Genomic DNA, 21,093 nt, shown 5'->3' on the forward strand with positions numbered 1-21,093 from the left:
CGGCCTGGCTGTGCTTATCGTTCAGCCTCGCTATTCTCACTTTTTTGCGTGAAGCCCTCTTTTCAACAAGACAGAGTCCCATGACTGCAAGCAACGGATCGCCCTCCAAACTCCGCAAACTGCGCCCCTGGCTTATCACGGCACTGCTGTTCGCCGCCGTGGTGGGGCTGATCATGTGGCTGCACTCGACCTCCACTGGTGCACCGGCGGCCCAGGGCGGGCGTGGCGGGCGACCGGGGCCGGGGCAGATGGCCGCGGGGCAGGGCGGTACGGCGGTGACCGTCAGCGTCGCGCCGGTGACCAGGGGCGACTTGCCGGTTCACTACCATGCGCTGGGTACGGTGACGGCCTACAACACCGTGAACGTCCGCGCGCGGGTCAGCGGCCAGCTGGTCAAGGTGCCATTCCAGGAAGGCCAGGAAGTGAAGGCCGGCGACGTTCTCGCGGTGATCGACCCGCGTCCGTTCCAGGCCGCGCTGGACCAGGCCCAGGGCACCTTGCTGCAGAACCAGGCACAACTGAAGAACGCGCAGATCGACCTCGCCCGCTACAAGGGCCTGTACGCCGAGGACTCCATCGCCAAGCAGACCCTGGACACCCAGGAAGCCCAGGTGCGCCAGTACGAAGGCACCCTGAAGACCAACCAGGGCCAGGTCGCCGACGCCAAGCTCAACCTCGAATTTACCCAGGTGCGCGCGCCCATCGCAGGCCGCGTCGGCCTGCGCCAGGTGGACGTGGGTAACCTGGTCACCTCCGGCGACACCACGCCGCTGGTGGTGATCACTCAGGTCAAGCCGATCTCCGTGGTGTTCAGCCTGCCGCAGCAGCAACTGGGTACCATCGCCCGCGAGCTGTACAGCAACAAGCCGGTGCCGGTCGAGGCGCTGGACCGCAACCAGAACCAGACCCTGGCCACCGGCGTGCTGAAGACTCTGGACAACCAGATCGACACCACCACCGGTACGGTCAAGCTCAAGGCCGGTTTCGAGAACGCCGACCACAAACTGTTCCCCAACCAGTTCGTCAACGTGCGCCTGCTCGCCGAGACGCTACCGGGCGTGCTGACCATCCCGGCCAACGCCGTGCAGCGCGGTAACGACGGCACCTACGTCTACCTGGTCGGCGAGGAGAGCAAGGCCAAGCGCCAACTGGTCACCCTGGGCACCAGCGAGAGCGAGCGCGTGGTGGTGGCCGAGGGCCTGAAGGAAGGCGACCGCGTGGTCGTCGAAGGCACCGACCGTCTGCGCGAAGGCACCCGCATGAACATCGTCGCCTCCGATGAAAAGGCCCGCGCGGCCGCGACGGAGGAGGGCGACAAGTCCACCGCCAAGCCGTTCGGCTCGGACACTCCGGTCCAGGACAGCGGTAAGAGCGAATGAACCCGTCCCGCCTGTTCATCCTGCGGCCGGTCGCCACCACGCTATTGATGGTGGCGATCCTGCTGTCGGGGATCATCGCCTACCGCTTCCTGCCGATCTCGGCCCTGCCGGAGGTGGACTACCCGACCATCCAGGTGGTGACCCTGTATCCCGGCGCCAGCCCGGACATCATGACCTCCTCGGTGACCGCGCCGCTGGAGAACCAGCTGGGGCAGATTCCCGGCCTGAACGAGATGTCTTCCACCAGTTCCGGTGGCGCTTCGGTGATCACCCTGCAGTTCAGCCTGCAGATCAACCTGGATGTCGCCGAACAGGAAGTCCAGGCGGCGATCAACACCGCGCAGAGCCTGCTGCCCAAGGACCTGCCGAACCAGCCGGTGTACAGCAAGGTGAATCCGGCGGACGCACCGATCCTGACGCTGGCGGTGATGTCCCCGGACATGCCGCTGCCGCAGATCCAGGACCTGGTGGACACGCGCCTCGCGCAGAAGATTTCGCAGATTTCCGGCGTCGGCCTGGTCAGCATCAGCGGCGGCCAGCGCCCCGCGGTGCGCATCCGCGCCAACCCCGGCGCCCTGGCGGTGGCCGGCCTGAGCCTGCAGGACCTGCAGACCACCGTCACCAACAACAACCTCAACGGTCCCAAGGGCAGCTTCGATGGCCCGACCCGTTCCTCGACCCTGGACGCCAACGACCAGCTCAAATCCGCCGACGCCTACCGCGACCTGATCATCGCCTACAAGAACGGCTCGCCTTTGCGCGTGCGTGACGTGGCAAGCGTGGAGGACGACGCCGAGAACGTGCGCCTGGCCGCCTGGGCCAATACCTCGCCGGCCGTGGTGCTGAACATCCAGCGCCAGCCGGGCGCCAACGTCATCGAGGTGGTGGACAGCATCAAGAAGATGCTCCCGCAACTGCAGGCGACCCTGCCGGGCAGCCTGGAAGTAACGGTGCTCACCGACCGCACCACGACCATCCGCGCCTCGGTGGCGGACGTGCAGTTCGAGCTGTTCCTCGCCGTCTGCCTGGTGGTGATGGTCACCTTCCTGTTCCTGCGCAATATCTCCGCGACGCTGATCCCCAGCTTCGCCGTGCCCCTGTCGCTGATCGGCACCTTCGGCGTGATGTACCTGGCCGGCTTCTCGATCAACAACCTGACGCTGATGGCGCTGACCATCGCCACCGGCTTCGTGGTGGACGACGCCATCGTCATGGTGGAGAACATTGCGCGCTACCTGGAGCAGGGCGATCCGCCGCTGGAGGCCGCGCTCAAGGGCTCGAAGCAGATCGGCTTCACCATCATCTCGCTGACCTTCTCGCTGATCGCCGTGCTGATCCCGCTGCTGTTCATGGGCGACGTGGCTGGCCGGCTGTTCCGCGAGTTCGCCATCACGCTCGCCGTGGCGATCCTGATCTCCGGTTTCGTCTCCCTGACCCTGACGCCGATGCTCAGCGCCAAGTTGCTGCGCCATGTCGAGCCGGAGCAGGAAGGGCGCTTCGCCCGCGCTGCCGGGCGCTTCATCGACAAGATGATCGAGCGCTATGCCGCCGCCCTGCGCGTGGTGCTGCGGCACCAGCCGCTAACGTTGCTGGTGGCCATCGCTACGGTCGTGCTCACCGCGCTGCTGTACATCTTCATGCCCAAGGGCTTCTTCCCGGTGCAGGACACCGGGGTGATCCAGGGCATCGCCGAGGCGCCACAGTCGATTTCCTTCCAGGCCATGGCGAGCCGCCAGCAGGACCTGGCAAAGATCGTGCTGCAGGACCCGGCGGTGGAAAGCCTGTCCTCGTTCATCGGCGTCGACGGCACCAACGCCACGCTCAATACCGGGCGCCTGCTGATCAACCTCAAGCCCCACGCCGACCGCGACGTCACCGCCACCGAGGTGATCCACCGCCTGCAGCCGGAACTGGACCAGATCGCCGGCATCAAGCTGTACATGCAGCCGGTGCAGGACCTGACCATCGAGGACCGGATCGCCCGCACGCAGTACCAGTTCACCCTGCAGGATGCCGACCCCGACGTGCTTGCCGACTGGGTGCCGCGCCTGGTGGACCGCCTGCAGCAATTGCCGGAGCTGGCCGACGTGGCCACCGACTGGCAGGACAAGGGGTTGCAGGCCTACATCAACATCGACCGCGACACCGCCTCCCGCCTGGGCGTGAGCCTGTCGAACATCGACAGCGTGCTGTACAACGCCTTTGGCCAGCGGCTGATCTCCACCATCTTCACCCAGGCCACGCAGTACCGCGTGGTGCTGGAAGTGGCGCCGGAATTCCAGATCGGCCCGCAGTCGCTGGAGAACCTCTACGTGCCGTCCAGCGACGGTACCCAGGTGCGCCTGTCGAGCCTGGCCAAGGTGGAGGAGCGCCACACCCTGCTGGCGGTCAATCACATCGCCCAGTTCCCGGCGGCGACCATCTCCTTCAACCTGGCCAAGGGCGTCGCCCTCGGCGAGGCGGTGCAGGCGATTCGCGACGTCGAGGCGCAGATGGAAATGCCCGTCAGCCTGCAGGGCAGTTTCCGTGGCGCCGCCCAGGCGTTCGAGGCCTCGCTGTCCAACACCCTGCTGCTGGTGCTGGCGTCCATCGTCACCATGTACATCGTGCTGGGCATCCTCTACGAGAGCTTCATCCACCCGGTGACCATCCTTTCCACGCTGCCCTCGGCCGGCGTGGGCGCGCTGCTGGCGCTGATGCTGTCGGGGCAGGACATCGGCATCGTGGCGATCATCGGCATCATCCTGCTGATCGGCATCGTCAAGAAGAACGCGATCATGATGATCGACTTCGCCCTGGACGCCGAGCGTAACGAGGGCAAGCCACCCCATGAGGCGATCTACCAGGCGTGCCTGCTGCGCTTCCGGCCGATCCTGATGACCACCATGGCCGCGCTGCTGGGCGCCTTGCCGCTGATGCTCGCCGGCGGCGCGGGCGCCGAGCTGCGCCAACCGCTGGGCGTCACCATGGTTGGCGGTCTGCTGGTCAGCCAGTTGCTGACGCTGTTCACCACGCCGGTGATCTACCTGTACTTCGATCGCCTTGCCGCACGCTGGGCTGCCTGGCGCGGCCGCCACGGCCTGGACGTGAACAGCATCGACCCGGCGGAGCGCACCTGATGGGCGGCCTCTCGCGCCTGTTCATCCTGCGCCCGGTCGCCACCTGCCTGCTGACCCTGGCGCTGATGCTGGCCGGCGCGCTGTCGTTCAGCCTGCTGCCGGTGGCGCCGCTGCCCAACGTCGACTTCCCGACCATCCTGGTGCAGGCCGCGCTGCCCGGCGCCAGCCCGGAAACCATGGCGTCCACCGTGGCGACGCCACTGGAACGCTCGCTGGGGCGCATCGCCGGGGTCACCGACATGACCTCCAGCAGCTCCCTGGGCAACACCACCATCATCGTGCAGTTCGACCTGTCCAAGGACATCGACGGTGCCGCCCGCGAGGTGCAGTCGGCGATCAACTCGGCGATGGGCCTGCTGCCCACCGGCATGCCGAACAACCCGACGTACCGCAAGGCGAACCCGTCGGACATGCCGATCATGATCCTCACGCTGACCTCGGACACCTACACCCGCGGGGAGATGTACGACCTGGCCTCGACCATCGTCTCGCCCAAGCTGGCGCAGGTGAAAGGCGTGGGGCAGGTGAGCATCGGCGGCTCGTCGCTGCCGGCGGTACGGGTCGACGTCAATCCGGACCAGCTCAGCCACTACGGCATCTCCCTGGACACGGTGCGCACGGCGATCAACAACACCAACGCCGATGGACCCAAGGGCTCGCTGGAGTTCGGTGAGCGCCATTGGCAGGTGGACTCCAACGACCAGCTGCGCAAGGCCAGCGAATACGCCCCGCTGATCGTCCATTACAACGCCGAGACTGGCGCAGCGGTGCGTCTGAAGGACGTCGCCACGGTCACCGACTCGGTGGAAGACGTGCGCAACGCCGGCTTTTCCGACGACCTGCCGGCGGTGCTGCTGATCATCACCCGGCAGCCCGGCGCGAACATCATCGAGGCCACCGATGCCATCCACGAGCAGTTGCCGATCATCCAGGACGTGCTCGGCCCGCAGGTGAAACTGTCGGTGATGGACGACCGCAGCCCGTCGATCCGCTCCTCGCTGGAAGAGGCCGAGCTGACCCTGATCATCTCCGTGGTGCTGGTCATCCTGGTGGTCTACCTGTTCCTGCGCAATGGCCGCGCCACGCTGATCCCCAGCCTCGCGGTACCGGTGTCGCTGGTGGGGACCTTCGCGGTCATGTACCTGTGCGGCTTCTCGCTGAACAACCTGTCGCTGATGGCGCTGATCATTGCCACCGGTTTCGTGGTGGACGACGCCATCGTCGTGGTGGAGAACATCGCCCGGCGCATCGAGGAGGGCGACCCGCCGATCCAGGCCGCTATCCGTGGTGCGCGGGAAGTAAGTTTCACCGTGCTGTCGATGACCCTGTCGCTGGTGGCGGTGTTCATCCCGCTGCTGCTCATGGGCGGCATCACCGGGCGGCTGTTCCGCGAGTTCTCGGTGACCCTGGCGGCGGCCATCCTGGTGTCACTGGTGGTCTCGCTGACGCTCACGCCGATGCTCTGTGCACGCCTGCTCAAGCCGGTCGAGCGCGGGCCGAAGAAGGCCTCGGTGGAGCGTCAGAGCAACCGCTACTTCGTCGCCTTCATGCGGCGCTACCGCGCCAGCCTGAGCTGGGCGCTGGAGCACTCGCGGCTGATGTTGGTGATCATGCTCGGCTGCATCGCGCTGAACCTGTACCTGTTCGTGGTGGTGCCCAAGGGCTTCCTGCCGCAGCAGGATTCCGGGCGCCTGCGCGGTTTCGCGGTGGCCGACCAGAGCATCTCGTTCCAGGCGCTGGACAAGAAGATGGCGCAGTTCCGCAGGATCCTCTCCGAAGACCCGGGCGTGGAGAACGTGGTGGGCTTCGTCGGCGGCGGCAAGTGGCAGTCGAGCAACACCGGCTCCTTCTTCGTCACCCTCAAGGACATCACCGAGCGCGACTCGGCAGAAGCCATCGTCAATCGTCTACGCAAGAAACTGGCAGAAGTGCCTGGCGCCAATCTGTTCCTGGTCGCCGGCCAGGACGTGCGCATCGGCGGCCGTCAGGGCAACGCGCAGTACGACTTCACCCTGCGCAGCGACGACCTCACGCTGCTGCGCGAATGGGCGCCGAAGGTCGAGGCGGCGATGAACAAGGTGCCGCAGATCGTCGACGTGAGCAGCGATGCCCAGGACAAGGGCGTGCAGAGCCGCCTGGTGATCGACCGCGACCGCGCGGCGAGCCTGGGGGTGAACGTTGCCGAAGTCGACGCGGTGCTGAACAACTCCTACGGCCAGCGCCAGGTCTCGACCATCTTCAACCCGTTGAACCAGTACCACGTGGTGATGGAGGTCGCCCAGCCGTACCAGGAAACCCCCGAGGAGCTGCGCCAGGTCTACGTGATCAACAGCGAAGGGCAGCGTATCCCGCTCTCGGCCTTCACCCACATCGAGCCGAGCCGCGCACCGCTGGAGGTCAACCACCAGGGCCAGTTCGCCGCGACCACCTTCTCCTTCAACCTCGCCCAGGGCGCGCAGATCGGCCCGGCCCGCGACGCGATCCTGGCGGCGGTGGAACCCATCCATCTGCCGATGGAAATCCAGGCCACCTTCGAAGGCAACGCCGGCGCGGTGCAGGACACGCAGAACGACATGCCCTGGCTGATCCTGCTGGCGCTGGTGTCGGTTTATATCGTGCTGGGCATCCTCTACGAGAGCTACGTGCATCCGCTGACCATTCTTTCGACGCTGCCCTCGGCGGGCGTCGGTGCGTTGCTCACGCTGATGCTGTTCCGCACCGAACTGTCGCTGATCGCGCTGATCGGGGTGATCCTGCTGATTGGCATCGTGAAGAAGAACGCCATCATGATGATCGACTTCGCCCTGGACGCCGAACGCACACTCGGTCTGTCGCCGCGCGATGCGATCCTCGAAGCGGCGATGAAGCGCTTCCGGCCGATCATGATGACCACCCTGGCCGCCATCCTCGGCGCGCTGCCGCTGATCTTCGGCATCGGCGGCGACGCCGCGCTGCGCCGCCCGCTGGGCATGACCATCGTCGGCGGCCTGATCGGCAGCCAGTTGCTGACCCTCTACACCACCCCCGTCGTCTACCTCTACCTCGACCGCCTGCGCCATTGGGTCAACAAGAAGCGCGGTGTGAAAACCGACGGCGCCCTGGAGACACCCGTATGATCCGTTCCCGTTCCCTGCTCACTCCGCTGGCTCTGGCGCTGGCCGTGGCCCTGGCCGGTTGTGCCATCGGTCCGGACTACCAGCGCCCCGAGCTGACGGTGCCCGCCAGCTTCAAGGAGGGCGAGGGCTGGCAACTGGCGAAGCCGCAGGACGGCTTCAACCATGGCGCCTGGTGGGAACTGTACGGCGATGCCACGCTGAACGACCTACAGACCCGACTGGTTGCCGCCAACCAGACCCTGGCGCAGTCGGTCGCTTCCTACCGCCAGGCCCAGGCGCTGGCCAAGGGCGCGCGTTCCTCGTTCTTCCCGACCATCAGTGCCGACGTCGGCAAGACCCGTTCCGGCCAGGGCACCGGCAGCGGCGGCAGCGTACGCCTGCCCGATGGCTCCACCGTCAGCAGTGGTGGCGGCAGCAGTTCGATCAGCAACAGCTATTCGGCGAGCCTGGGCGTGAGTTGGGAGCTCGATCTGTGGGGCAAGCTGCGCCGCCAGCTGGAAGCCGACACTGCCAGCATGGATGCCAGCGCCGCGGACCTGGCCAACTCGCGTCTTTCCCTGCAATCCCAGCTGACCCAGAACTACCTGCAGCTGCGCGTGATGGACCAGCAGATCAAGCTGCTCAACGACACGGTCACGGCCTACCAGCGCTCGCTCAAGCTCACCGAGAACCAGTACAACGCCGGCATCGTCACCAAGGCCGACGTCGCCCAGGCGCGCACCCAGCTGAAAAGCACCGAGGCCCAGGCCATCGACCTGAAGTACCAGCGTGCACAGCTTGAGCACGCCATCGCGGTGCTGGTCGGCGTACCGCCGGCGCAGTTCTCCCTGGCCGCCGTGAAAGGTGTGCCGAGCCTGCCGTCAGTGCCCGCGCTACTGCCGTCGGAGATATTGCAGCGCCGCCCGGACGTGGCCTCGGCCGAGCGCCAGGTGATCTCCGCCAACGCCAAGATCGGCGTGGCCAAGGCTGCCTGGTTCCCCGACCTGACCCTCACCGCCGCCGGCGGCTACCGCAGCGGCAGCTTCCAGAACTGGATCGAGACGCCTAACCGTTACTGGTCCATCGGCCCGCAGTTCGCCATGACGCTGTTCGACGGCGGGCTGATCGCCTCCCAGGTCGAGCAGGCCGAGGCGAGTTACGACCAGACCGTGGCCAGCTACCGGCAGACCGTGCTGGACAGCTTCCGCGAGGTGGAGGACTACATGGTCCAGCTCAAGGTGCTGGAAGAGGAGAGCGGGGTGCAGCAGGAAGCGCTCGACGCCGCGCGCGAGGCGCTGCGCCTGACCACCAACCAGTACAAGGCCGGGACCATCGACTACAGCGATGTCGTCACCACCCAGACCAGCGCGCTGTCCAACGAAAGGACGCTGTTGACCCTGACCGGCAGCCGCCTGACCGCCAGCGTGCAGCTGATCGCCGCGCTGGGCGGCGGTTGGGATGCGGCGAAGATCGCCGAGGAAGGGCAGGCGACGCGGGACTGAGCCCGCGCCGGATTCAATCTTCGATCAGGGCGCTCAGGGGAATCCGAAAACGGTTTTCCCCTTCCAGCGACTTGATGCCACGTGGGCTGGCGGTACTCACCAATACGCTGCCGTCTAGGCGCTCCAGTACTTCGCAATCGATGCGGCCAACGGCCGGCAAACGGTCATCGCTGCTGCCGGTGTGCAGCCGCGCACGCGGCTTGAGGAAGCGCCAGTCACGCCCACCCGCGTCGATCAAGCGGCATTCCGCCCATCCCGGAAAGCACTCTTCGGTGTAGCGCACTATTTCGACCAGCAGGCTGGGCATTGTTCGGAAGGTCCTGTGGTGGAAATTGAATATCAGCCGTTGAAGCGGCGGGCGGTGGTGAAGCTGCGTTCCCAATAATCGCTGTTCAGCGAGTCCATGCGGACTCGTTCGCCGCTGCTCGGGGCGTGAATGAACAGGTTATTGCCGATGTAGAGGCCGACGTGGCTGACATTGCCGCGCCCATTATGATTGAAGAACACCGCGTCACCAGGTTTGAGTTCATCGCGCGCGACATGACGCCCGGCTTCCTCGATCATTTCGCCGGTGGTGCGTGGCAACTGCATGCCAGCCTCCGTCCGGAAGAGGTAGACCAGCAGCCCGCTGCAATCAAAGCCGCTGGCCAGTGTGGTGCCGCCATAGCGGTAGGGCAGGCCAATGAGCTCTCGGGCTCTAGCGACCACTCGCCAGTTGGTCGATGGCACTGCCTTGTGCGCGCCGGTCCGCAGCGGACGCTTCAGTTCCCGGTGCGGGCGAACGTTGTTGCGATTGACCACCTTGGCATGGGTTGTGCGCGACAGGTGGGATGTCGCCTTGTGCGGCGCCGGACGCTTGACTTCGCGCGCTTCGGCAAAGGGCATGGCCAGGGTGAGCAGCAGGGTCGTGCTCAGCAGGGTAAGGAAGCGCATCGTCGACACATCGTGTGGCTAGTTAGCGAAACGGGGCGTTATCTTAGAAATCTCCTGCATCGGATTAACGTGGGGAACCTGCATAGTCTTGTGGGTTTTTTCCGATTAATGAATCTACGAGTGACTCGGTTCGAACGTCTGCCGCCTCAGCCGCTGAAACGACGCGCGGTGGTGTAGCTGCGCCGCCAGTAGCTGTTGTCCAGGGAGTCGATACGAATGGTCTTGCCGGTTCGCGGCGCGTGGATGAAGCGGTCGTCGCCGATATACAGGCCGACATGGCTGGCGCTGCCGCCGCCGTTGTGGTTGAAGAAGACCGCGTCGCCGGGTTGCAGTTCGGCGCGGCTGACTTCGTTCTGGCGCTGGGCAATCATCGAATGGGTGGTGCGCGGCAGCTTGCGGTTGGCGATGCTGCGGTAGAGATAGACGAGCAGACCGCTGCAGTCGAAGCCGTTTTCCTCGCTTTCACCGCCCCAGCGGTAGGGAGTGCCGATCAGCTCGTGGGCGCGCTCGACGATGCGCGAGGTGTCTACCGGGCTGAATTGCCGGCTGCCCAGGTCGTGGTCACGGGAGGCCAGGACCGCGGCGCTTCGTTGGTGTGCTTGTGAGAATTCCCCGTTGCGCTGCATGCGATGGGCCACGCCGCGTTGCTCGCCGCCACGCGAAGCGTGGCCAGCGGGCGAGAAGCTCCGGTCGATCACGGCGCTTTCGTAACGACGCCAGTCTGGCGCGTCGTAATCATCTGCCAGGGCGATGGACGCACCCAGGGTGCAGAACAGGTAAAACGGAATCCAGCGGATGGGGCGCACGTCGAGTCACCTCAGGGTGAGCGTTGGAGACGGGCGTTATCCTAGGAACTGGCTATCAGGTGCTATGTAGGAGATTTCCATGTGGCATGAAGGCGATTTCCACGCCTGACCGACGGTCAGGATGCGAACAGCTGGCCGATATCCTTGAACGACTTGAACTCCAGGGCATTGCCGCAAGGGTCGAAGAAGAAGAACGTCGCCTGCTCGCCCAGCTGTCCCTGGAAGCGCACGTGGGGCTCGATGACAAACTGCGTGCCGTGCTCGCGCAGGCGCTGCGCCAGGCGCTCCCAGTCCCCCCAGTCCAACACTACGCCGAAGTGCGGCACCGGCACATCGTGGCCGTCCACGGCAGTGGTATGCGCGGCCGTCTGGCTGGCTGTACGCGGGTGCAGGTGGATCACCAACTGGTGACCGAAGAAGTCGAAATCCACCCACTGAGCGCTGCTGCGGCCCTCGCCGAGGCCCAGTACCTCGCCATAGAAACGCCGCGCCAGTGCCAGGTCATAGACGGGGATGGCCAGGTGGAAGGGCGACAGGGTCATGGGCATGCTCCTTGTCGGTTTCAGGCCGGTACGGCCAGCAGGCGAGTGATGGTAGCCTTGGCCGCGCTTATCTGACCCTGGCGGGCGAGGCGGGTGAATTCCAGCAGGGCACGTTCGTGCTCGGCGAGTTCGTCGAGTATGTCGCGGTCATCGTCGTCACCCTCGATGGCCAGGCTGTCGTAGCGCTGGACGTAAGGTGCCACCAGGACTTCGAGTTTCTCCAGAGTCTGCGACCAGCCGAGCCCGAGCCAGTCGGCGGCACGTTGCCGGCCCTGGGCGGCGGCATGGGCGGTGTCGCCCAGCGGCAGGCCGTGGCGCTGCAGCAGGCGTGCCATGCGCAGGCCGGTCTGGCGCTCCAGCCGTGCCAGCAGGAGCATTGAGGCTGCGCCTTCGGGCAATTGCTCGGCCAGGCCGAGAAAGAAGTTTTCGCCGCGGACCTCGCCCAGGTAGGCGGCCTGCAGTTCACTGGCTTGTCGGTGCATGCGTCGGTCCCCCTTGCTCAATGGGGACCAGCCTAGACGATGTGTGCCGGGCATCGAACCCGGCATGTCGTGTCTGGGCCAGAACGGGTCGCTCAGCGTTCGAAACCGTACTCGCGCTCGATGCGGCTGATGCGCACGCGGAAGGCGCTGTACCAGTCGCGGCGGCCGGCCTGCTGCGCCAAGCGGTGTTCACTCTGCTGCTTCCAGCTGCGGATGGCGGCTTCGTCGCGCCAGTAGGACACCGTGATGCCCAGGCCATCGGCACCCCGGGCGGACTCGACGCCAAGGAAGCCGTCCTGCTGCGCCGCCAGCTCGAGCATGCGCTCGGCAGTGGCGCCGTAGCCTTCGTCCAGCTCGGTTCGGTAGGAAGTGAAGGTCACGGCGTAGTATGGCGGTTGCGGTGTGCTGGCGATCATGCGGGACTCCCTATTCGGCTGGAATGATGGCGGAACGCGGCGGACAGGAGCGCCTCGGCCAGCGGTACGGCGATGCCGGCCAGGGCCTTGCGCTCGGGTTGAAACAGGGTGGCGATGAAGAACGGATGGTCGGCGGCTTCCAGCGCGCGAATGCTGTCGTCCTCGCCGCGGGCACAGGCGCGCAGCGAGCCGCCGAACAGGACGTCCTGGAACTCGGGGTTCACGCCGTAGCGGCAGCGGTAACCTTCACGAATCTCCGGCAGCCCGTAGATGGCCGCCAGGTTCGAACCGGGCGTGAGACGGATGGTCTCGCTGACTTCCAGCAGGGAGCAGGGCAGCGCATGGACCACCTGTTGCGTCGCCTCCGGCTCCAATTCCCCATGGGCCGCGTCGCTCCAGGCCAGTACATGGCGAGCGCGCTCCAGCAGGGCATGCTGGAAGCCACCGCAGGTACCAAGGAAGGGCACCTCGCGCTCGCGGGCGAAGCGGATCGCGCGCAAGGCACCTTCGGTGTTCAGGTAGGGGCTGCCGGGGATGCACCAGAAGCCCGAGTACCCTTCCAACTCCAGGCCTTCGGCGAGGCGCGGGGTATCCAGCCAGTCCACGCGCAGGGTCCCCGAATGCGGCAGCAGCGATTGCTGCAGGGCCAGGGGTATCGCCCAGTGGGCGGTGACGCGGCTGTCGCGGTCGCCGATCAGGCCGATCCGCAGTGATTTACGACGTTTTCCCATCCGTTGTTCCCCCCGGCGTCGTGGCCCATTGGCGGGCCCATGGGAGGCAATTTATAGTTGCGCAGGCGCAATCGAAAATGGGCGGTTGCGCAACCTTGGAGTGCGTCGATGCAATACCGTCTGGAATACGCCGATCTCGCCCTGGTGCTGGCACTGGTGCGCGGGGGCAGCCTTGCCCGTGCCTCGGAATTGCTCGAGGTAGACGTTTCCACCGTATTCCGTGCCGTGCGCAGGCTGGAGAAGGCGTTGGGTACCGCGTTGTTCGAGAAGGGCCGCAACGGCTACCTGGCGACCGCCACCGCACAGCAACTGGCGACCCAGGCGGAACTGGCCGAGCAGGCGCTAGAAGCGGCACGCCTGGGGCTGGAGCAGGGGCACGACGTGCTCAGTGGCACCGTGCGCCTGACCTGTTCCGATACCGTGCTGCAGGGCCTGCTCCTGCCTGCGCTGGCGCGCTTCATGAAGCGCTACCCGGCGCTCAACCTGGAGCTGACCACTTCCAATGCCTTCGCCAACCTCAGTCGCCGCGATGCCGACATCGCCCTGCGTCTGACCAATGCGCCGCCGGAGCATCTGGTGGGACGCAAGCTGGGTGAGGTGCATTACGTCCTCTGCGCCCATCGCGATTACCTGGCCGAGCAGGGCGAACGTCCCTGGCAGGAAATGAGCTGGATCGCCCCGGATGACTTTCTCCCCGATCACTCCAGCGTTGCCTGGCGTCGCCAGGCTTACCCCTCGGTGCTGCCGGCCTACCGCTGCAACAGCATGCTGTCGGTGCTGGACCTGTGCCGCGCAGGCCTGGGCTTGGCGGCGCTGCCGGCGTTCCTGCTGCGCCCGGACGACGGCTTGCAGGTGCTGGAGCCGGAACTGCCCGGCTGCAGCATCCATCTCTGGCTGCTGACCCGGCCAGACTGCCGGGCCTTGCGGGCGGTGGTGACGTTGTTCGAGGAACTGGCCGGCAGCATTCGCCTGCCGGCCTGAATGAAAGACCCCGCCAGGAGGCGGGGTCTTTTGTCCGTAATGGCTATTACCAGTGACGGTAGTGTCCCGGCGGGCCGTAGTAGCCAGGGCCGTAATAGCGCGGCGGACCATAGTAGCGAGGCGGCCCGTAGTAACGCGGGCCCGGCACCACCACCACCGGGCGGTAGACCGGCTGGTAGACGGGTTGGTAGACCGGCGCCGGTTGGTAGTAAACCGGCTGCGGCGGGTAGTACGCCACCGGGGGTGGCGGCGCGTAATAGGGCGCTGGCGCGGGTTGCGAGCCGGCAACCACTGCACCCCCGACAACGGCACCGACCACGGCGCCGATGGCGGCGGCATCAGTGTTGCTGTTGGCCGCGGCTTGACCTGCGAGGGCTAGGCCAGCGCAGAGCAGGGCGATCTGGGGGAGACGGTGAAGCATGATGCACCTCCTGAGGAACCCGGCGAGGATCCCGGTATCTATGAGACATCGGCCTCGAAAGAATCGTAACGCCGCTGGTGTAAAGGTTGTGTAAATGGTGCTGCAAGGCTCTGCGACGGGCCTGCATGTATCAGCCTGCAATACATCCATCGCGCCGCCGCAGCCCTGGGGCTGGTAAGGTGGCGCCTTTCGCGTTTTTTCCATGAAGAACCAGGGAGACCTTCCATGCCCTTCAACCGAGTGACTCTCTTGTCGCTTCTCGCTGTCGCCGCGCTAGCCGGTTGCAGTTCCAAGGATTCCCCGTCCGATGCCGCCCAGCCGGCCGCGGACAGCTCGCCGGCGATGACCGGCACCTGCAATGCCAAGGCGGTGCAGTCGATCATCGGCAAGGTCGTTACCCCGACGCTGACCGAAGAGGCGCGCCGCGATGCCGGCGCCAGTGTCGCCCGCGTGCTCACTCCGCACCAGCCGGTGACCATGGAGTACAACTCGCAGCGCCTGAACATTGATGTTGACGACAATCAGGTGGTGAAGCAGGTTTCCTGCGGCTGAGCCGAGCACCTGTCAGCACCCATGAAAAAGCCCCGCCTAGGCGGGGCTTTTCCTGTCCAGTGATTATCAGCGGTTGGCGGGCTTCTTGATCACGCGTAGTGCCTGGCTGGACTGGTTGACGCACTCCTCGTAGTTGCCGGCCTTCTTCGCTTCCTCGGCTTTGGCGAGGTACTCATGGACCGCGTTGACCTTTACGCCGGTCGCGTTCTTGCTAGCGGTCTTGAGGAAGTCGTTGATCTGCTGCAGGTTGCCATCGCACAGCGCACTGTCAGCGAAAGCCGGTACGGAAAACACCATGGCCAGGAGCAGAGCGTACTTTTTCATGCAGGTTCTCCTTGCATCTCATTTGCCGAATCGAAGAAATTCGAAATTAAGTTAGCTTGCTAACAATCGACAAGCGCTTTCCCCGCGAATTCATTTCATTTCTGACGCTAGTCAGGAAAATGCCGATCCGCCGTGTCGCTGGTCAGATGGCGCTGAACTTCCGCTCCAGGCCCTGGGTGCGGAAGTGCTCGATGACATAGTCGACGAATACCCGCGTCTTGGCCGGCAGCAGTTTCTGCGCGGCATAGTAGAGCGCCGTGTTGCCGGCATCCACGTACCACTGCGGCAGCACGCGTACCAGGCGGCCGTCGTCCAGGTAGGGCACCGCGTGCTGCATGCTGACCAGGGTCACGCCCAGGCCCATGAGCGCGGCGACGCACGCCGCCTCCGGGTCGCTGAAGGTCATGCGCTCCTTCAGCGCGATCGGCGCCTGGGACTGCTGGCGGTTGGTCAGCGGCCAGGGGCGGACGCGCCCGGTCTGCGGCGAGCGGATGCGGATGCCGTCATGGCTGGGCAGGTCCGACGGATAGCGGATCGCCGGGCGGCCTTCCAGGTACGCCGGCGAGGCCAGCAGCACCAGGTGCGCCGGGCAGAGCTTGCGTGCGACAACGCCGGGCGGCAGTTCGAAGCCGCCTCCGATGGCCGCGTCGAAGCCCTCGGCGATCAGGTCGACCTGGCGATTGTCGAAGTGCCAGTCCGGGCGGATCGCCGGGTAGCGGGCCAGGAAGTCTCCCAGCAGCGGCAGGATGTAATCGCGGCCGAACACCAGCCCCATGCTCACCTTCAGCGCCCCGCTGGGCTGGCCATCGGCGCTGGCCAGGTTGGCGATGGCGCTCTGCAGGCTGGCCAGGCCGCCGCCGGCTTCATCGAGAAATCGCTCACCCGATTCAGTCAGGGTCAGGCTGCGGGTACTACGCTGGAACAGCCGCACGCCCAGGTTGTTTTCCAGGCGGGCGACGTTCTTGCTCACTGCCGCCGGGGTCAGGCCCAGACGCCGCGCGGCCGCCGCGAAGCTGCCGGCTTCGGCGCTGCGGACGAAGCATTCGATACTGATCAGGCTTTCCATGGGTGGTATTCCGGACGTTTGGTATCGACTGAATATAGCGATTGCTGGCTACCGAGTAACGAGTACGAAGGGGAAACTGGCCCCGTCGAACTTAATCCCACTTCCTGTTTCGGAGACGCATCATGACCACCACCACCCAATCCCTTGCTGGCAAAGTCGCTTTCGTACAAGGCGGTTCCCGCGGCATCGGCGCTGCCATCGTGCAGCGCCTGGCCCGCGAAGGCGCCGCCGTGGCCTTCACCTACGTCAGCTCGGCGCAGAAGGCCGAAGACCTTGCCGCCAGCATCGAAGCTGCCGGCGGCCGCGCCCTAGCGCTGAAGGCCGACAGCGGCGACGCGGCGTCCGTGCAGAGCGCCATCGATACCGCCGCCCAGCGCCTGGGCGGCATCGATATCCTGGTGAACAACGCCGGCGTGCTGGCCATCGCCCCGGTGGAAGAGTTCAGCCTGGAAGACCTCGACCGCACCCTGGCAGTGAACGTGCGCAGCGTGTTCGTCGCCACCCAGGCCGCTGCGCGGCATATGGGGCAGGGCGGGCGCATCATCACCATCGGCAGCACCAACGCGGACCGCATGCCCTTCGGCGGCGGCGCGGTCTACGCCATGAGCAAGTCGGCCATCGTCGGTCTGACCAAGGGCCTGGCTCGTGACCTCGGCCCGCGCGGCATCACCGTGAACAACGTGCAGCCCGGTCCGGTGGACACTGACATGAACCCGGCCGACAGCGACTTCGCCGCATCGCTGATGGACCTGATGGCGGTCGGCCGTTACGGCCGCGCGGAAGAAATCGCCGCCTTCGTCGCCTACCTGGCTGGCCCGGAAGCCGGCTACATCACCGGCGCCAGCCTGACCATCGACGGCGGCTTCGGCGCCTGATGGGCTCTTGGTAAGCGCAGCACGGCCGGGCTCAGGCCCGGTCGCGGCTCTGGATGTTCCAATGGGTGGAGGTGCTGGCGAGTTTTGCCGAGAGCATCTCCACCTGCTCGTAGAGGCGCAGAGTCAGCCAGTAGAAGCCCTGTTTCTCGAAGGAATCGGTCAGGTTGTGCGGCCGTGCCGGCAGGTTGTCCAGGCCCTGGCAGGCCTGGACCAGCTTGCTGGTGCGGCTGAACTTCAGGGCGTGGGCCGATTGCAGCAACAGGCGTCCGATGATCTGCCGGTGGGTGTCGAGGCTGGCAGGCACCGGTTCTATCTCCCCGGCCTGGGCGGCGAACTGCCGCGAGGCGATCAGCGATTCCAGGGTGCCCATGATGGCGCGATGGATGCGCTGGAGTATCTCCAGCTCGCGCAGCGGCATGCCCGTTTCCCGCGAGACCGGACCCAGGTGGGCACGCGAAGCCACCAGCCGATGGTCCAGTTCTTCCAGCTGGCGGGCGAAATGCTCGGCGGTAAAGTCGTGGTTGGACGACAACTGCCCGTACATTCGCGCACAGGCGCGCAGGTTGTCCGAGAGCAGGTAGCGCCAGACGTAGACCGCCCGCAACGGGTAGATCTGCGAGAAGACCAAGGCCACCGCGACACCGATCAGCACATTGGCCGAGCGCCACAACCCTTCGGTAAAGCCAGTCTCGCCGGGGCCGGCGACAATGCACATGGTGATCCCCGCCAGCAGCGCGACATAGCCGGGACGGCGAATCGCATAGAAGGCCGAGGCTGCGCCCAGCACCGACATCACCAGGTAGGTGAGGGCGAGCGAGCGCGTGCGGTCGTAGACCGCAATCACGCACAGACCCAGCGCCGCGCCAGCCAGGGTGCCGAGCACCCGTTCGTAGGACTTGCCGCGGATCGTCCCCTGGTGCACCAGCCCGCCCATCACCACCAGCACCGTCACCGAGGCCCAGAGCCCGTGCGGCAGTTTCAGCGCGCTGGTCAGCAGCATCGAGGCGAGCAGGGCGAGGCCGACGCGCACGCAGTGGATCCAGGCGGCGTAGCGATAACGGGTGTAGGGATTGGCCAGGCGGCGGAACGGCAAGGTCAGGATCGAGGGTTGCTTCGCCAAGGGAAGCGGCTCCTGTGCGGACGGTGGCGATGCAGCAAGGTTAGCCGCTCCCGACCGCAACGGTCGGCCCCGGGTCAATCATCTCGATGACTGCTGGCCGACGAAGTAGTAGTCGCGCTCGCCCACTCGGAAGTGCTGCAGCACGCTCAGTGGCGCCTGTGGCACGGTTTGGCTTTCCAGCAGGGCGATGTGCTCATCCGGCTGGCCGAGGAAGGTCGTCAGCTCCTCGCTGGTCTGCAGGGCCGGCAGCAGGCTGCGGCTGTAGAACACGCTGGCGCCGGCCAACCGCTCGCTGGGCTGGTACAGCGCCACCTGGCGCCCGAGCATCTGGTACTGGCGAATCTGCTCGGTCAGCGGCAGGAAGGATTCCTTCAGATCGGCGCGGGGTTCGACCCATATCGCGTATCCCAGGTAGCAGGCGGGTACCAGCAACGCCAGGAACACGGAGGCACGGCGCATCCACTGCGAAGCCCGGGCATGCCAGCGCGTCAGCAGGACATGACCGAACTCGGCGGCGATCACCGCCGCTGCCGGGGCCAGCGCCATCAGGTAGACCAGGCGCTTGCTGGAGGCGAAGCTGAGCAGGGCGAACTGTGCCGCTAGCCACAGGCAGAAGAACAGCAGGTAGCGGTCCCGCGCCAGGCGTTTGCGCAGGTGCCAGAGCCCGAGGTAGAGCAGGATGTTCCACGGCAGGAAGGCCTGCGGCAGACGCACCAGGTAGTAGTAGAAGGGTTCGAAATGCCCGGCTTCGCTGAACGAGCCGCTGAAGCGGCCGACGCTGTTGGTCCAGAGGATTTCCTGCAGGGCTGCAGGCCCGCCATCGTGATAGAGGAACAACAGCCAGGCCAGCAGCGGCAGCAGGCCCGGCAGTGTCCACAGCAGCGGTCGCAGCCAGGTGGAAACTGCCAGGCGGCGCCGCGCCAGGCTGTCCCACAGCAGGCAGGCGAAGATCACCACCCCCGGCAACGCCAGGCCCAGTACGCCCTTGCTCAGGGTGGAGAGGGCGATCCCTGCGGCGAACGCCAGCCAGTGCCCGGTGCGCCCCGGTGGCCTGAGCCAGGCCTGCAGGAAGGACAACAGCGCCAGGGTTACGCCCAGCGTGAGCAGGGCGTCTTCGCCCACCTGGCGTGCATTGGCCCAGAAACTCGCCAGGGTCATCAGCATCAGCGCGGCGAGTAGCGCGAGCGTCGCCGGTCGGCCGCTGCGCCGGAGCGCGCCGTAGAGCAGCAGCACGCAGAACAGCCCGGCAAATGCCGAGGCCAGCCGCACGGACAAGGTGGTCGGACCGAACAGTTGGATGGCGGCAACGTCCAGCCACAGGCTCAATGGTGGCTTTTCCAGGAACGGCTGGCCGTTCAGGCGTGGCGTCACCCAGTCGCGATCCAGGTACATTTCCATCGCGATGCCCGCCACCCTGGGTTCGGTGGAGCCCTGCAACTGGTGATTGCCCAGCGCGCAGAAGAACAGCAGGCCGCCCAGCACGAGCAGGAGGAGTAGATGGCGGCGCTGGTTCATGGCGGATCCCGGGCAGGGGGTTTTAGCCTGCATGTATAGGCGACATTTCGTTAACGCGAAATTAACCTTCTCGGTGCTTCACTGCGACCCTCACCCGGTACTCCCCTGGGGGTCGCCATGTCCGCTCGCCTGCCTGGTTCCCGCGTTACCCCGGCCCCTCGTTCGCGCCGGCGTTATCTGCTGCTGACTCTGTTCGTGCTGATCGTCGTGGCCGGATGCCTGGCCGGCTTCATGGTGCTGGTGCCACCGCCGCCCTATACGCCCTTGCTGGGCCAGAACCCCGCACAGGTCACCTTGCTGGCGCTGGGCGACCAGGGCAGTGGCGACCTGCAGCAATGGCGCGTGGCGGAGGGCATGGAGCGTGTGGCGGAGAGTGATAACGGGGTGAACATGGTCCTGCTGCTGGGCGACAACTTTTACGGCAAGGCGCTGAGCGGTGTCGACGATCCGGCCTGGCAGCTCAAGTTCGAACGCGTCTACCACGGCCGCTGGCTCAGCCATGTGCCGTTCTACGCGGTACTGGGCAATCACGACTTCCCGGCCTCCGCCGCCGTCGAACTGGACTACGCCCGGCAGCGCGCGGGCTCCGGCCGCTGGCAGATGCCTGCTCCCTTCTATACGCGCGATTTCGGCGAGGCAGAGGGGCGCCCGCTGTTACGGGTCGCGTTCCTCGATACCAATGCCGATGCCGCCGGCCGCCAGCGCCAGGCAGACTTCCTGCAGGCGGCCTTTGCCCGGCCGGGGCCTGCACCATTGTGGAAGATGGTGGTGGCACACCACGCGATCCGCAGCAGTGGCGGCAAGCACGGCGATGACGACGCGTTGCTGCAGCAGTTGCTGCCGGCGATGCAGCACAGTGGGGTGGATCTCTACCTGTCCGGCCACGAGCACAACCAGGAGGTGATAGTCCGCCCTGGCGAGCCCGCCTGGCTGGTCTCCGGTGGCGGCGGCCAGACGCTCGACGGCATCAGGCCCGGTGTGCCGGCCGATGGCACCTTGTTCGCGGTCGAACAGCACGGCTTTGCACGGTTGGCCTTCAGCGCGGACCGACTGCAGCTGGCCTACTACAACCCGCAGGGAGACCGCGAGCAGGGCTTTCTCTGGGCGCGGGCCTGCCCCTGGCTGGCCCAGGGCTGCCTGAAGCGGGACGACGTTGCCCAGTTGAAGACGAGCACGGCCACTGGCCAGTAGTTGAGCCATGGGGGTTTTCGCTAGAATCCCGGACTTTTGCGTG

General features: G+C 66.0%; 20 protein-coding genes. 8 read left to right on the forward strand and 12 right to left on the reverse strand.

Annotation, left to right across the window (positions count from 1 at the left end):
• Positions 1–80 precede the first annotated feature (80 nt).
• From PNI01S_RS06745 to PNI01S_RS06760, 4 genes are read left to right on the forward strand one after another with little or no spacing between them, the layout of a single operon-like run.
• Entirely contained in the window at positions 81–1,379 is a 1,299-nt protein-coding gene (locus PNI01S_RS06745) for an MdtA/MuxA family multidrug efflux RND transporter periplasmic adaptor subunit (RefSeq protein WP_065083851.1), read from the forward strand.
• The gene (locus PNI01S_RS06750; protein WP_065083852.1) at positions 1,376–4,498 is read left to right on the forward strand and encodes an MdtB/MuxB family multidrug efflux RND transporter permease subunit; all 3,123 of its coding nucleotides are present in this window, start codon (positions 1,376–1,378) and stop codon (positions 4,496–4,498) included. Before PNI01S_RS06745 ends, PNI01S_RS06750 begins: the two co-directional genes overlap by 4 nt.
• Positions 4,498–7,614: a multidrug efflux RND transporter permease subunit gene (locus PNI01S_RS06755; protein ID WP_065083853.1), complete on the forward strand. Its 3,117-nt coding sequence runs from the start codon at positions 4,498–4,500 to the stop codon at positions 7,612–7,614. The genes PNI01S_RS06750 and PNI01S_RS06755 overlap by 1 nt, the downstream gene beginning before the upstream one ends.
• On the forward strand, positions 7,611–9,095 hold the full coding sequence (locus PNI01S_RS06760; protein ID WP_084357670.1) for an efflux transporter outer membrane subunit: 1,485 nt from the start codon (positions 7,611–7,613) through the stop codon (positions 9,093–9,095). Before PNI01S_RS06755 ends, PNI01S_RS06760 begins: the two co-directional genes overlap by 4 nt.
• 13 nt (positions 9,096–9,108) lie before the next feature.
• Here the strand turns inward: PNI01S_RS06760 and PNI01S_RS06765 are convergent, their stop codons facing one another.
• The 7 genes from PNI01S_RS06765 to PNI01S_RS06795 all read right to left on the reverse strand — a co-directional run bounded on the left by PNI01S_RS06765 (position 9,109) and on the right by PNI01S_RS06795 (position 13,005).
• Positions 9,109–9,402, reverse strand: a complete 294-nt coding sequence (locus PNI01S_RS06765; protein WP_037009208.1) for a hypothetical protein — start codon at positions 9,400–9,402, stop codon at positions 9,109–9,111.
• 32 nt (positions 9,403–9,434) lie between these two features.
• Positions 9,435–10,028, reverse strand: a complete 594-nt coding sequence (locus PNI01S_RS06770) for a C40 family peptidase (RefSeq protein WP_037009206.1) — start codon at positions 10,026–10,028, stop codon at positions 9,435–9,437.
• A gap of 146 nt (positions 10,029–10,174) precedes the next feature.
• The gene (locus tag PNI01S_RS28760) at positions 10,175–10,834 is read right to left on the reverse strand and encodes a C40 family peptidase (protein WP_313463729.1); all 660 of its coding nucleotides are present in this window, start codon (positions 10,832–10,834) and stop codon (positions 10,175–10,177) included.
• 116 nt (positions 10,835–10,950) lie between these two features.
• Entirely contained in the window at positions 10,951–11,376 is a 426-nt protein-coding gene (locus PNI01S_RS06780; RefSeq protein ID WP_084357671.1) for a VOC family protein, read from the reverse strand.
• Positions 11,377–11,396: 20 nt separating this feature from the next.
• Positions 11,397–11,858: a hypothetical protein gene (locus tag PNI01S_RS06785; RefSeq protein ID WP_065083857.1), complete on the reverse strand. Its 462-nt coding sequence runs from the start codon at positions 11,856–11,858 to the stop codon at positions 11,397–11,399.
• A gap of 92 nt (positions 11,859–11,950) precedes the next feature.
• Entirely contained in the window at positions 11,951–12,274 is a 324-nt protein-coding gene (locus PNI01S_RS06790) for an antibiotic biosynthesis monooxygenase family protein (protein WP_024762294.1), read from the reverse strand.
• Positions 12,271–13,005 carry a CTP synthase C-terminal region-related (seleno)protein gene (locus tag PNI01S_RS06795; protein ID WP_024762293.1) on the reverse strand — a complete coding sequence of 245 codons (735 nt, stop codon included), beginning with the start codon at positions 13,003–13,005 and terminating at the stop codon, positions 12,271–12,273. Before PNI01S_RS06795 ends, PNI01S_RS06790 begins: the two co-directional genes overlap by 4 nt.
• A 108-nt stretch (positions 13,006–13,113) precedes the next feature.
• Between PNI01S_RS06795 and PNI01S_RS06800 the strand changes: the two genes are divergently transcribed.
• Positions 13,114–13,986 carry a LysR family transcriptional regulator gene (locus PNI01S_RS06800; RefSeq protein WP_024762292.1) on the forward strand — a complete coding sequence of 291 codons (873 nt, stop codon included), beginning with the start codon at positions 13,114–13,116 and terminating at the stop codon, positions 13,984–13,986.
• A 46-nt stretch (positions 13,987–14,032) separates the two neighbouring features.
• Here the strand turns inward: PNI01S_RS06800 and PNI01S_RS06805 are convergent, their stop codons facing one another.
• A complete protein-coding gene (locus PNI01S_RS06805) occupies positions 14,033–14,407 on the reverse strand; it encodes a hypothetical protein (protein WP_024762291.1) in 375 nt (124 codons plus the stop codon).
• 225 nt (positions 14,408–14,632) lie between these two features.
• On the opposite strand from PNI01S_RS06805, the gene PNI01S_RS06810 reads away from it, so the two are divergent.
• Complete coding sequence (locus tag PNI01S_RS06810; protein WP_024762290.1) at positions 14,633–14,959, forward strand: I78 family peptidase inhibitor; 327 nt, start codon at positions 14,633–14,635, stop codon at positions 14,957–14,959.
• A gap of 66 nt (positions 14,960–15,025) precedes the next feature.
• On the opposite strand, the gene PNI01S_RS06815 is transcribed toward PNI01S_RS06810, so the two are convergent.
• Together PNI01S_RS06815 and PNI01S_RS06820 are read right to left on the reverse strand one after the other, a co-directional pair.
• Complete coding sequence (locus PNI01S_RS06815; protein ID WP_024762289.1) at positions 15,026–15,283, reverse strand: PA2433 domain-containing protein; 258 nt, start codon at positions 15,281–15,283, stop codon at positions 15,026–15,028.
• Between the two features lie 142 nt (positions 15,284–15,425).
• Entirely contained in the window at positions 15,426–16,349 is a 924-nt protein-coding gene (locus tag PNI01S_RS06820) for a LysR family transcriptional regulator (protein ID WP_024762288.1), read from the reverse strand.
• A 122-nt stretch (positions 16,350–16,471) separates the two neighbouring features.
• Between PNI01S_RS06820 and PNI01S_RS06825 the strand changes: the two genes are divergently transcribed.
• A complete protein-coding gene (locus tag PNI01S_RS06825; protein WP_024762287.1) occupies positions 16,472–17,224 on the forward strand; it encodes a 3-oxoacyl-ACP reductase family protein in 753 nt (250 codons plus the stop codon).
• Positions 17,225–17,255: 31 nt separating this feature from the next.
• On the opposite strand, the gene PNI01S_RS06830 is transcribed toward PNI01S_RS06825, so the two are convergent.
• Both PNI01S_RS06830 and PNI01S_RS06835 read right to left on the reverse strand, forming a co-directional pair.
• The gene (locus tag PNI01S_RS06830; RefSeq protein ID WP_024762286.1) at positions 17,256–18,344 is read right to left on the reverse strand and encodes an FUSC family protein; all 1,089 of its coding nucleotides are present in this window, start codon (positions 18,342–18,344) and stop codon (positions 17,256–17,258) included.
• Positions 18,345–18,422: 78 nt separating this feature from the next.
• A complete protein-coding gene (locus PNI01S_RS06835) occupies positions 18,423–19,859 on the reverse strand; it encodes an ArnT family glycosyltransferase (RefSeq protein ID WP_084357672.1) in 1,437 nt (478 codons plus the stop codon).
• Between the two features lie 117 nt (positions 19,860–19,976).
• Between PNI01S_RS06835 and PNI01S_RS06840 the strand changes: the two genes are divergently transcribed.
• A complete protein-coding gene (locus PNI01S_RS06840; RefSeq protein ID WP_024762284.1) occupies positions 19,977–21,050 on the forward strand; it encodes a metallophosphoesterase in 1,074 nt (357 codons plus the stop codon).
• Positions 21,051–21,093: the final 43 nt, after the last annotated feature.

Source organism: Pseudomonas nitroreducens NBRC 12694, assembly GCF_002091755.1.
In the GTDB taxonomy this organism is placed as follows: domain Bacteria; phylum Pseudomonadota; class Gammaproteobacteria; order Pseudomonadales; family Pseudomonadaceae; genus Pseudomonas; species Pseudomonas nitroreducens.

What these genes read in the sequence shown, in the direction of transcription:
- PNI01S_RS06815 (WP_024762289.1), bottom strand. Translation starts at nt 15,283, where the DNA reads ATGAAAAAGTACGCTCTGCTCCTGGCCATGGTGTTTTCCGTACCGGCT.
- PNI01S_RS06770 (WP_037009206.1), bottom strand. Translation starts at nt 10,028, where the DNA reads ATGCGCTTCCTTACCCTGCTGAGCACGACCCTGCTGCTCACCCTGGCC.
- PNI01S_RS06790 (WP_024762294.1), bottom strand. Translation starts at nt 12,274, where the DNA reads ATGATCGCCAGCACACCGCAACCGCCATACTACGCCGTGACCTTCACT.
- PNI01S_RS06810 (WP_024762290.1), top strand. Translation starts at nt 14,633, where the DNA reads ATGCCCTTCAACCGAGTGACTCTCTTGTCGCTTCTCGCTGTCGCCGCG.
- PNI01S_RS06765 (WP_037009208.1), bottom strand. Translation starts at nt 9,402, where the DNA reads ATGCCCAGCCTGCTGGTCGAAATAGTGCGCTACACCGAAGAGTGCTTT.
- PNI01S_RS06835 (WP_084357672.1), bottom strand. Translation starts at nt 19,859, where the DNA reads ATGAACCAGCGCCGCCATCTACTCCTCCTGCTCGTGCTGGGCGGCCTG.
- PNI01S_RS06785 (WP_065083857.1), bottom strand. Translation starts at nt 11,858, where the DNA reads ATGCACCGACAAGCCAGTGAACTGCAGGCCGCCTACCTGGGCGAGGTC.
- PNI01S_RS06745 (WP_065083851.1), top strand. Translation starts at nt 81, where the DNA reads ATGACTGCAAGCAACGGATCGCCCTCCAAACTCCGCAAACTGCGCCCC.
- PNI01S_RS06840 (WP_024762284.1), top strand. Translation starts at nt 19,977, where the DNA reads ATGTCCGCTCGCCTGCCTGGTTCCCGCGTTACCCCGGCCCCTCGTTCG.
- PNI01S_RS06795 (WP_024762293.1), bottom strand. Translation starts at nt 13,005, where the DNA reads ATGGGAAAACGTCGTAAATCACTGCGGATCGGCCTGATCGGCGACCGC.
- PNI01S_RS06755 (WP_065083853.1), top strand. Translation starts at nt 4,498, where the DNA reads ATGGGCGGCCTCTCGCGCCTGTTCATCCTGCGCCCGGTCGCCACCTGC.
- PNI01S_RS06820 (WP_024762288.1), bottom strand. Translation starts at nt 16,349, where the DNA reads ATGGAAAGCCTGATCAGTATCGAATGCTTCGTCCGCAGCGCCGAAGCC.
- PNI01S_RS06760 (WP_084357670.1), top strand. Translation starts at nt 7,611, where the DNA reads ATGATCCGTTCCCGTTCCCTGCTCACTCCGCTGGCTCTGGCGCTGGCC.
- PNI01S_RS06825 (WP_024762287.1), top strand. Translation starts at nt 16,472, where the DNA reads ATGACCACCACCACCCAATCCCTTGCTGGCAAAGTCGCTTTCGTACAA.
- PNI01S_RS06750 (WP_065083852.1), top strand. Translation starts at nt 1,376, where the DNA reads ATGAACCCGTCCCGCCTGTTCATCCTGCGGCCGGTCGCCACCACGCTA.
- PNI01S_RS06800 (WP_024762292.1), top strand. Translation starts at nt 13,114, where the DNA reads ATGCAATACCGTCTGGAATACGCCGATCTCGCCCTGGTGCTGGCACTG.
- PNI01S_RS06805 (WP_024762291.1), bottom strand. Translation starts at nt 14,407, where the DNA reads ATGCTTCACCGTCTCCCCCAGATCGCCCTGCTCTGCGCTGGCCTAGCC.
- PNI01S_RS06780 (WP_084357671.1), bottom strand. Translation starts at nt 11,376, where the DNA reads ATGACCCTGTCGCCCTTCCACCTGGCCATCCCCGTCTATGACCTGGCA.